Source organism: Nocardia sp. NPDC057272 (genome assembly GCF_042668615.1).
Classification (GTDB): Bacteria; Actinomycetota; Actinomycetes; order Mycobacteriales; family Mycobacteriaceae; genus Nocardia.
Genome location: NZ_JBHUYK010000056.1, coordinates 1 through 10,259, shown reverse-complemented (window position 1 = coordinate 10,259; position 10,259 = coordinate 1). Strand labels below are relative to the sequence as shown.

The window sequence follows — 10,259 nt, the reverse complement described above, 5'->3', positions numbered from 1 at the left end:
CCGCAAGACGGCGCGACCGAGATCGATCCGCTGGGCCCGGTCCGCGTGAGCACCAGCGACGGACAGCTCACCGCGGTCACGATGACCAACGAGCAGGGCGGCACGGTCGACGGCATCCTCACCCCCGATCAGTCGGCATGGAAACCGTCGGAACCGCTGGGCTACGGCCACACCTACACGGTCACGGCCGAGGCGGTCACCGTCACCGGCCGGGTCGGGCCGATCACCTCGTCGTTCACCACCCTGGCGCCGAACAACCAGACCAAGGTCTATTTCCGCACCACGGGCGGCACGGAACTCTCCTCGTCGGGCACTTTCGGCGTGGGCACCGTCGTCGTCGCGCACTTCGACGAGGACGTGCCCGATCGCGCGACGGCCGAGAAGTACCTGTCGGTCACCACCGATCCGCCCGTCACCGGCGCCTGGTACTGGCTCGACAACCGCAACGCCCACTGGCGCCCCGCGAACTACTACGCGCCCGGCACGAAGGTGACACTCACCGCCGACATCTACGGCAAGGATCTCGGCGGCGGCCTCTACGGGCAGGAAGACACCAAGACCAGCTTCACCATCGGCCCCTCGCACGTCTCGATCGTCGACGACAACGACAAGCAGGTGCAGGTGTACGAGAACGGCACGCTGATCAAGACCATGCCCACCTCGCTGGGCATGGGCGGCAGCCAGACCGTCGCGGGCAAGACCATCACCTTCTGGACCCAGCCGGGGGTGTACACCGTGATGGACAAGGCCAATCCGGTGATCATGGACTCCTCCACCTACGGCCTGCCGGTGAACTCCCGGCTCGGCTACAAGGAATCCATCGGCTGGGCGACCAGGATCAGTACCGACGGCATCTATCTGCACCAACTCGACGACACGATCTGGGCGCAGGGCAACACCAACGTCTCACATGGCTGCCTCAATCTCAGCGGCGAGAACGCCCGCTGGTTCTACGATTTCTCCCAACCCGGCGACGTGGTCGAGATCCGGAATACCGGCGGCGCCCCGCTCGAGGTGTGGCAGAACGGCGACTGGAGTGTGCCGTGGGAACAGTGGCAGGCAGGTAGCGCGCTGCGGTGAACGGGGACAACACCTTTCCGGCGCCGCCGCGCCGGGAGAAAACACGGCGGGGACCACAGCGCGTCGGCAGGCACGCCCCCACCGACCATCGCGCCCCACGGCACGGACGCGCCCGCCGAGCCGGGCTGATCATGGCCAGGATGCTCGTGGCGACCACCGCGCTGGCCGTCCTCGCGGGCACCGGCCTGGCCTGGTCGGCCAAGCAGGACTTCGATTCCGGGTTCACCCATTCCACCGCACTCGGTGAGGACGCCCCACGTTCCGGCGGCGGCGCTGTCAACATCCTGTTGATCGGCCTGGACACCCGTAAGGACCTCAACGGCAACGACCTGCCGAAAGAGGTGCTCGACCAGTTGCACGCCGGTGACGGCACCGAGGGCGGCTACAACGCGAATTCGCTGATCCTGCTGCACATCCCGGCCGACAAGAGTAAGGTCGTCGCCTTCTCCATCCCCCGCGACGACTATGTGCCGGTGACGGGTATCCCCGGCTACCAGCAGATCAAGATCAAAGAGGCGTACGGCCTGAAAAAGGCCGCGGTGCAGGCGAAGCTGATCGACCAGGGCGAAAAGGATCCGGTCGTGTTGGAGCGGCGCGGCCGGGAAGCCGGACGCGCGTCCATCGTCACCACCGTCCGCAATCTCGTCGGGGTTCCGATCGACCGGTTCGCCGAGATCTCCCTCGCGGGCTTCTACGACCTGGCCACCGCTGTCGGTGGGGTCGACGTGTGTCTCAACCACGCCGTCGACGACAGCGAGTTCTCCGGCGCGAGCTTTCCCGCGGGCAGGCAGCATCTCGATGGTGCACAAGCCCTGGCGTTCGTCCGTCAACGTCACGGACTGCTCAACGGCGACCTCGACCGCACCCACCGTCAACAGGCGTTCCTCACCTCGGTTGCCAAGTCGCTCAAGGACTCCGGAACGCTGACCAACCTGAGCCAGCTCACGGAACTGATGGACGTGGCGCACCGTGACGTGGTGCTCTCCGACGGCTGGAATCTGTTCGACTTCGCCCGCGACATGGGCTCCGCCGGCTCGGTACCGGTCGAATTCCGCACGCTGCCGGTGGTGCGCTACGACGTGATCGACGGTCAGGACGTGAACATCGTCGACCCGGCCGCGATCAAAAGGGAGGTGCGGGCGGCCTTCGGCCAGGAGGTGCCGGCGACCACGACCACGGCGCCGACCCCGGCGAGCGTGGTCGATGTACACAATGTGGGCACCGCGAAAGGTCAGGCGGCGGCGCTCTCGGCCGCGCTGACGAGCATGGGCTACGGTGCGGGCCTGATCGGCAACGGTGATTCGAGCGACGGCCCGTACTCGGCCATCACCTACGGCCTCGGTGCCGCCGACGATGCGCGTGCGCTGGCGGAACTTCTCGGCGGACTGCCGGTTTCCGCGTCGCCGTCGATCGAAGACGGGCGGATCAAGGTCGCGCTCGGCGCCGACTTCACCATGCCCACCGAGCTGAGCCCGACCACATCGACGACCACTCCCCCCACGACCACGACGTCGGGCTCGATGCCACTGCCCGACCGGGGAAAACCGTTGTCCACCAACATCGGCGACACCATTCCCTGCGTCAACTGAGCGACCTGCGCCGCATCAGCCGGGCGCAGGTGCCGGAGCCCTCGGCGGATATCGGTCGGCCACCGGAATGCCCAGTGGCCGACCGACTCTCACTCCTCCGGTGCGTCCGGATAGGCCTGCTGCCGGTATCCACCGCGCAGCGTCCCGTCCAGATACGCGGCCTTGCAGGCCCGTCGGGCGATCTTCCCGCTCGACGTCCGCGGAATCGACCCCGCGGGCACCAGCAACAGATCACGCACCATCACCCCGTGCCTGCGGGCGATCGCCGCGCGCACCGCGTCCGTGATCGGGCCCGGCTCGAGTTTCGCCGCGCCCGTCCCTCTTTCGGCGACGATCACCAATCGCTCCGCCGCCGGATCGGACACCGCCCCGGCCTCGAGCACCGGCGCGGGCAACTGCCCCGCCTGCACCGAGAAGGCCGCGATGAAGCCGGGCCGCAGCGCCGTACTGGCCTCCTGCGCCGAGTATTCGAGATCCTGCGGATAGTGGTTGCGCCCGTCGACGATCACCAGGTCCTTCACCCGGCCGGTGATGAACAGCTCGCCGTCGTGATAGGCGCCGTAGTCGCCGGTCCGCATCCACTTCGCGTCATCGGGCGCACCCTCGGCGCGACTACCGACCGGCATGCGCGCGACCACCCGGTTGTGGAAGGTCTCCGCGGTCTCCTCCGCCCGGCCCCAGTACCCGATGCCCATATTGTCACCGTGCAGCCAGATCTCGCCGACCTCGCCGTCGCGACGCTCGACCCCGGTACCGGGATCGACGATCACCGCCCACTGTGACCGCGCCACGTATCCGCACGACACCTGTGCCACCGCGTTCTCGGCGTGCTCGTCGCACTCCACCATCCGGCCGTCGTTCAGCTGCCCGCGATCGACATAGACCACCCGCGCCTCGTCGTCGCGCTTGGTCGCCGACACGAACAGCGTCGCCTCGGCCATCCCGTAGCACGGCTTGATCGCGGTCTTGGACAGCCCATAGGGCGCGAACGCCTCGTTGAACTTGCGCATCGAGGCCACCGACACCGGCTCACTGCCGTTGATCAGACCGATCACGTTCGACAGGTCGAGCGATTCGTCTCCCTTGGGCAACCCGCGCATCGCCGCGTGTTCGAAGGCGAAATTAGGTGCCGCCGAATAGATCTCGGCACCATCCGCTTGCGCGGCCAGCTCCTTGATCCAGCGCGAGGGCCTGCGCACGAACGCGCTGGGCGACATGATGGTGATGAACTTGCCACCGATGGTCGGCAGGATCACCGTGAGCAGCCCCATGTCGTGGAACAGCGGCAGCCAGGTGACCCCGCGGGCGTTCTCGGTGATCCCGATGGCGTCGATCATCTGTAGCAGGTTGGTCCCCACCGAGCGGTGGGTGATCTCGACACCGGCGGGCACCCTCGTGGACCCGGAGGTGTACTGCAGATACGCCACGCTGTCGATATTGATGTCGGGCCTGCGCCACCGCGTGCCGACAGTGTCGGGAATCGCCTCGACCGCGATGATTCTGGGCCGTTGCGCCGCGGGCTGTTCGCGGAAGAAATTGCGCACGCCGGCCGCCGCGCTACCGACGGTGAGCACCGCGGCCGGTTCGCAGTCGCCGAGAACGGCGTGCAGCCGGTCGCTGTGGCCCTGCTCCTCCGGATCGAACAGGGGCACAGCCACATTCCCCGCGTACACCGCCGCGAACAGCGCGACGACATAGTCGAGGCCCTGCGGCGCCAGCACCGCCACCCGGTCGCCGGGCTGGGTCACCTGCTGCAGTCGCGCGGCCACCGCGCGCAGCCGCACGCCGAACTCACGCCAGGTCAGCTCCTGGTATTCCCCCTCACGTTCTGTCGAATAGTCGATGAAGCGATAGGCCAGGTCGTCCCCGTTGGCCTCGCTGTGTTTGTCGACGAAGTCGATCAGGGTCTGATCACCGGGAATCCGGATAGTCCCCAGTTCGTCTACATAGTCGTCGAAAGTCTCGCCGATCATTCCCAATCCTTTTCAACGCACATTGACTCCGAATCCGCCACGACAAGGCGAATCGTCAATACCGCCCGAACGAGATCGCCACGTTGTGACCGCCGAAACCGAAGGAGTTGTTCACCGCGTAATCGATGCGACCACGCCGCGCCTGACCCGACACCACGTCCAAATCGATTTCAGGGTCCTGATTGTCCAGATTCAGCGTGGGCGGCACGATGCCGTCGCGCACACTGAGCACCGTCAGCACCGATTCGAGCGCACCGACCGCGCCGATCGAATGCCCGAGAGCCGATTTCGGCGCGTACACCGAAGCGTGCGAGCCGATCGCCTTCGCGATCGCGTTGGCCTCGGCGGTGTCACCGATCGGGGTCGCGGTGGCGTGTGCGTTGATGTGGGTGACGTCGGTGCGGCTGATCCCGCCGGTCTGCATCGCCCGGGTCATCGCCCGCGCGGCGCCGGTGCCCTCGGGATCCGGTGCGACGAGGTGGAATCCGTCGGAGGTGACGCCCGCGCCGAGCAGCCTGGCGTGAATCGTCGCGCCACGCGCCTTCGCGTGCTCCTCGGTTTCGATCACCATCATCGCGCCCGCCTCGCCGAAGACGAACCCGTCGCGGTCGGCGTCGAAGGGACGCGAGGCCGCCTTGGGATCGTCGTTGCGGGTGCTCATGGCTCGCATCTGCGTGAACGCCGCGATCGGCACCGCCTGGATGGAGCCCTCGACACCGCCGGTCACCACCATGTCGGCATCGCCCATCATGATCATCCGCCACGCGTTGGCGATCGCCTCCGAGCCCGACGAGCAGGCCGACACCGGCGTAGAAACCCCGGCCCGCGCACCCAATTCGATGCCGACACAGGCCGCGGGACCGTTGGGCATGATGGCCTGCACGGTCAACGGTGAGACCTTGCGGTAGCCGCCGTTGCGGAGCCGGTCGCGGGCGTAGATCAGCGATTCGGCGCCACCGAGGCCGGTACCGATCGAGACGCCGAGCCGGTCGCGGTCCACGGCGGGACTGCCCGCGTTGCGCCACACCTCGCGGCCGAGAACCACGGCCATCTGTTCGACGTAGGACAGTTTGCGCGCCTCTTCGCGGGTGAGCGAGAGGGTGGGCGACACCTTCAGGTGGCCGCCGATCCGCACCGGCAGTTCGAAATCGTCGATGAAGGAGTCTTCCAAGACGTCGATTCCGCTCTCGCCGTTGAGCAGACCTTTCCAGGTCGAGTCGACGTCGCCCGCGATCGACGTGGTCGCCGCCAGGCTCGTGACCACGATGTCCGTCATAATTTTTCGCTCACTCTCTCTAGCTATGCCACGACTGAACGGGAACCGCTGATGGAGCTGAACTGGTGGAGCGTATATGCACACGGCGCGACGCGCCCAAATTCCGAAACAGTGCGCAGGAACACCGTGTCGTTTCCAGGCGCGATGCGCCGGGTCTATTGTGACGACGGGCAACACTACCGGACCGACGCAACTCTCGCTTTTCACTAACCGGAAAGGGCAACGAGCGTGGCCAGGAACCTGACCCAACTGGAACTACTGATCGAGCTGGAACCCATCGCCGCGAGCAATGTCGACCGCCATCTATCGATGGCCAAGGACTGGCACCCGCACGATTATGTGCCGTGGGACCGTGGGCGCAACTTCGCGTCTATGGGCGGAATCGATTGGGACCCAGAACAATCCGCCCTCAGCGAACTCGCCAAGGCGGCCATGGTCACCAACCTGCTCACCGAGGACAACCTGCCCTCCTACCACCGTGAGATCGCCGAGAACTTCTCCAAGGACGGCGCCTGGGGCACCTGGGTGGGTCGCTGGACCGCCGAGGAGAACCGGCACGGGATCGTGCTGCGCGACTACCTCGTGGTGACCCGCGGGGTCGACCCGGTCGCGCTCGAACAGGCCCGAATGATCCACATGACCAACGGATATTCGGCGATGGCCGTGGTGGACGACAAGGCGCCGGGCTTCGACATCCACGCCTCGACCGGCGCCGGATTCCTGTTCTCCGTGGCCTATGTGACCTTCCAGGAACTGGCCACCAGGGTGAGCCACCGCAACACCGGTCGTGTCTGCGACGATCCGATCGCCGATCGCATGCTCGCCCGCATCGCCGCCGACGAGAACCTGCACATGATCTTCTACCGCAACCTCTGCGCCGCCTCGCTCGACCTGGCCCCCGACCAGACCATCGAGGCGATCAACACCATCGTGCAGAACTTCCAGATGCCCGGTGCGGGCATGCCCGGCTGGCGGCGCAACGGCGTACTGATGGCCAAGCACGGCATCTACGATCTGCGCCAGCATCTCGAAGAGGTACTGATGCCGGTGCTGCGCAAATGGAACATCTTCGAGCGCAATGACTTCGGACCTCGAGGCGAGCGTGCTCGCGAGGATCTGGCAGCCTTTCTCGATCGACTGGGCGGAGACGTTCTTCGCTTCGAGGAACAACGCGACCGCTCATTGGCGCGGGCGGCCGAGCGCGACCGGCAATCGGTCTGATCGACTCCGGCCCGGCCGCTACCGGGCCGGATCCCGGCGCGCGTCGTTCTTGTTGCGGTACATCGCCGCGTCGGCGGCGTGCACCAATTCGTCTACGGCGCCGGGTAATTGCTCGAAGAACGCGGTGCCGATGCTGGCGCCGACGGCGAGCATGTGTCCGTCCACCTCGAGCGGCTCGGTGAGCGCGGACAGCAGCTCGTTGGCCAGTCGCGCCAATTGCGCTTCACCGGAACATCTTTCGACCAGCACCAGGAACTCGTCACCGCCGATGCGGGCGGCGAGCGCCTTGTCCGGGCGCACCGCTTCGCGCATCCGGTCGGCCACGACCTCGAGCACACGGTCTCCGATCGTGTGCCCCCACAGATCGTTGATCTCCTTGAACCCGTCGAGGTCCAGATAGCAGACCCCGATCGGCGGTTGCGCTTCTGCCAGCCGGTTGAACAGGTGCGGGCGGTTCGGGAGACCGGTGAGCGCGTCGTGATTGGCGTCGTGCCACAGGCGGTCGGCGAGCTGCTTGCGCTCGGTGACATCGACCGCGACGCCGATCAGGAACTCGATACCCCCATCGGTGCCGCGCACCGCCGACATCGACAGGTCGATCGCGGTCACCCGACCGTCGGTATGCAGATGCTCGGTCTCGGTGCGGAAGCTCTCGGATTCGCCGGCGACCATCAACTGGAGTTGTTCGAACGCGAAGTTCAGGTTCTGCGGGCCCAGGATGTCGGCGACGGTCCGGCCCGGCATCGTCTCCGGGGTCTGGCCGAGCATCTGGGCCATGATGGCGTTGCAGTTCACCACCTGCCCGGTCATGTCGACGGTGCCGATGCCGACGAGCGCGCCGTCGAAGACCGCCTCGAAACGTGCTTCCGACAGCGCACGGCGGTTCTCGGCCTCCTGCGCCGCGGCGAGCACCGCGGCCAGCGTGGCCTCTTGCTCGGCCAGCGCGGCGGCCCGCAGCGCCGCGGTGAAGCCTGCCGCGAAATCAGCTGCCAGGACGATCGCCCGGTCGCGGATCTGCGGCAGCGCGGGGTCGGCCGGCCCGTCGGCGACGATCTCGACCAGATCGGCACAGATCACCGGCACCGAACGGCTCACCGCCGACGGGTCACGGTAGTTGGCGGCGACCAGCATCCGCGCCGCCCGCCGCGCGATGTCGGGATCCTCCCCACCGCGCGCCGCGTCGATCAGACCGGTGCACAGGGCAGCCAGCATCTCTTCGATCTGCGAGCGGTTGAGGGTAGGAGCTACGACGCCATCGAGGGCATCCGCCCACCGCTGCGCCAGCTCCCACGACCCCACTGCTTCATCCACCTGTCATCGTCTATAGCCCCGCCATGTCAGGCGGTCTACTTCTTGATCGCGACACCGCCCATGCCGAGCGAACGGCCCGGCTTCTCGTGCTGATCACGCTCGGACTCGGGTCGCCACAACGGCAACTCGACAACGCCTGGCTCGACCGAATCCCATCCCTCGAACAACGCGACGATCTCATCCTTGGAACGGAAATGAATACCGACCTTGGACTGGTTCACCGAGTGCGTGCCCAGTTTACCGGCGTCATCGGGCCGAAGCTCGGAGGTGAGATGTGAAATGGCTATGAAACTACCCGCTGCCACCACTTCGCGCAGCGCTGCCACCTTGCCGACCGGATCGTCGGCATCGGGCACCAGATGCAGCACCGCGATCAGCAGCAACCCCACAGGGGCGTCGAAGTCGATCAATCCTGTCTCGCGTACCGCGGCGACCAGGTCGAGGGGTTTGCGCAGATCGGCCTCGATCGCACCCGCGCACTCGTTGCCCTGCAGGATGGTTCGCGAATGAGCGACCGCCACCGGGTCGATGTCGACGTAGAGCACCGTAGCCTCCGGGTCGAGCTCGTGCACGATCTCGTGCACGTTGCCCGCGGTGGGGATGCCCGACCCGACGTCGAGGAACTGCCGGATACCGGCGTCGAGCATGAAGCGAACCGCCCGGCGCAGAAACGCGCGATTACTCAGCGCCAACCGCGGCAGGTCGGGAACCAGCCCGGTAGCCATCTCGGCGGCGTCCCGGTCGACCGCGAAGTTGTGCGAGCCGCCGAGCAAAGCGTCGTACATCCGAGCCGGACTCGGATGCTGCATATCGACACCTTCGGGCGCCCATACCGGCCGTTCCATCGAATTCCCCTGTCTGCCATTACCGCACCGCACCCTCGCAACCCGCGATGACGCCTCCCGCATCGTAATCGGCGCCACCGACATCGGCGCGGCTATCCATTAGCGACGGTCATGTCCTCGACCGATGGTGCTGCCGGGTCTATTTTTCGGAGCCGTACGGCTGGGCCCACAGGGGGGCCACATCCGGGGTCATAGTGGCGACGACCGGGATACCGGCCGCCATAAAATTGTCCAGAGCCCTGCGCATATGGTCGGCGGAGGTGATCAGGACAGCTTTGGTCACGCCGAGCGCTTCCATCATGCGCGCCGAGAACTCGGCATTCTGCACGGTGGAGCCGGCTTCGGTTTCCGCGTGCAACCGGTGCCTGGCGACACCACGAACATTGAGCCAGTCGGCCATCACCTGCGCCTCGGTGACACCGTTGCGTGGGTTGCCGCCGGTCACGATCACCGGCGAAGCGGGCGACATAAAGGCCTGAATCAGCGCCGCGTGCAAGCGATTACCCAATTCGGGCCGCATCGTGCCATCGGGCAGCAGACCGTATCCGAGCACCACGATCGCCGTCTCGGGGCCGTAGGTGGCAGGCAGCACGATCCCGGCGAGGCCGGCGACCGAACCGGCCGCGCCGATCAGCGGATCGGCGGAAGGCGCGGCGGCACCGAGTGGCGCGGTCGCGACCGCTCCGACCAGTGCGGCAGGCAGCACCAGGACGGCCGCACAACGACGCAGTGCCTGGTGGGTGAAGAGCCAGTTCATGGTGACCTCCCGAAGCGACGTCGCATCATCGTCGCCTACCGGAACCTCCGACGTGCCCATTTCTGAAATGTTGACGGTTCGGACTGTTCGCCCCGGTCCAGGAGGTATCCTCGGAACGCAAAAAGGCCCTCCAACCGAAGTTGGAGGGCCTTTCGCAATGATGTTCCGGCAGTGTCCTACTCTCCCACACCCTGTCGAGTGCAGTAC

At 66.5% G+C, this 10,259-nt stretch carries 8 protein-coding genes; 3 read left to right on the top strand and 5 right to left on the bottom strand.

Features of this window, described 5'->3' with window-relative positions; genetic code table 11:
• Both ACFULV_RS34730 and ACFULV_RS34725 read left to right on the top strand, forming a co-directional pair.
• Positions 1-1,080 (top strand): Ig-like domain-containing protein (locus tag ACFULV_RS34730; RefSeq protein WP_378664321.1); only part of this gene is annotated, 1,080 nt, incomplete at its 5' end.
• The gene (locus ACFULV_RS34725) at positions 1,077-2,669 is read left to right on the top strand and encodes an LCP family protein (protein WP_378664318.1); all 1,593 of its coding nucleotides are present in this window, start codon (positions 1,077-1,079) and stop codon (positions 2,667-2,669) included. The genes ACFULV_RS34730 and ACFULV_RS34725, both read left to right, overlap by 4 nt.
• Before the next feature lie 89 nt (positions 2,670-2,758).
• On the opposite strand, the gene fadD32 is transcribed toward ACFULV_RS34725, so the two are convergent.
• Both fadD32 and ACFULV_RS34715 read right to left on the bottom strand, forming a co-directional pair.
• Positions 2,759-4,642: a long-chain-fatty-acid--AMP ligase FadD32 gene (gene fadD32, locus ACFULV_RS34720; protein WP_378664315.1), complete on the bottom strand. Its 1,884-nt coding sequence runs from the start codon at positions 4,640-4,642 to the stop codon at positions 2,759-2,761.
• Between the two features lie 55 nt (positions 4,643-4,697).
• Entirely contained in the window at positions 4,698-5,945 is a 1,248-nt protein-coding gene (locus ACFULV_RS34715) for a KasA/KasB family beta-ketoacyl-ACP synthase (RefSeq protein WP_378639369.1), read from the bottom strand.
• A 201-nt stretch (positions 5,946-6,146) separates the two neighbouring features.
• Here ACFULV_RS34715 and ACFULV_RS34710 point away from each other — a divergent pair, with 201 nt between their 5' ends.
• Positions 6,147-7,139, top strand: coding sequence for an acyl-ACP desaturase (locus ACFULV_RS34710; protein ID WP_378639359.1), 993 nt, complete (start codon positions 6,147-6,149; stop codon positions 7,137-7,139).
• 18 nt (positions 7,140-7,157) lie between these two features.
• On the opposite strand, the gene ACFULV_RS34705 is transcribed toward ACFULV_RS34710, so the two are convergent.
• The 3 genes from ACFULV_RS34705 to ACFULV_RS34695 all read right to left on the bottom strand — a co-directional run bounded on the left by ACFULV_RS34705 (position 7,158) and on the right by ACFULV_RS34695 (position 10,052).
• Positions 7,158-8,450: a diguanylate cyclase domain-containing protein gene (locus ACFULV_RS34705; RefSeq protein WP_378664312.1), complete on the bottom strand. Its 1,293-nt coding sequence runs from the start codon at positions 8,448-8,450 to the stop codon at positions 7,158-7,160.
• A gap of 35 nt (positions 8,451-8,485) precedes the next feature.
• Positions 8,486-9,295, bottom strand: coding sequence for an SAM-dependent methyltransferase (locus ACFULV_RS34700; RefSeq protein ID WP_378664308.1), 810 nt, complete (start codon positions 9,293-9,295; stop codon positions 8,486-8,488).
• Between the two features lie 139 nt (positions 9,296-9,434).
• Positions 9,435-10,052, bottom strand: a complete 618-nt coding sequence (locus tag ACFULV_RS34695; RefSeq protein WP_378664306.1) for a YdcF family protein — start codon at positions 10,050-10,052, stop codon at positions 9,435-9,437.
• Between the last annotated feature and the right edge of the window lie 207 nt (positions 10,053-10,259).

Bases quoted from the DNA above. Each gene is read 5' to 3' on its own strand.
- fadD32 (WP_378664315.1), bottom strand. From the start codon at position 4,642: ATGATCGGCGAGACTTTCGACGACTATGTAGACGAACTGGGGACTATC.
- ACFULV_RS34700 (WP_378664308.1), bottom strand. From the start codon at position 9,295: ATGGAACGGCCGGTATGGGCGCCCGAAGGTGTCGATATGCAGCATCCG.
- ACFULV_RS34695 (WP_378664306.1), bottom strand. From the start codon at position 10,052: ATGAACTGGCTCTTCACCCACCAGGCACTGCGTCGTTGTGCGGCCGTC.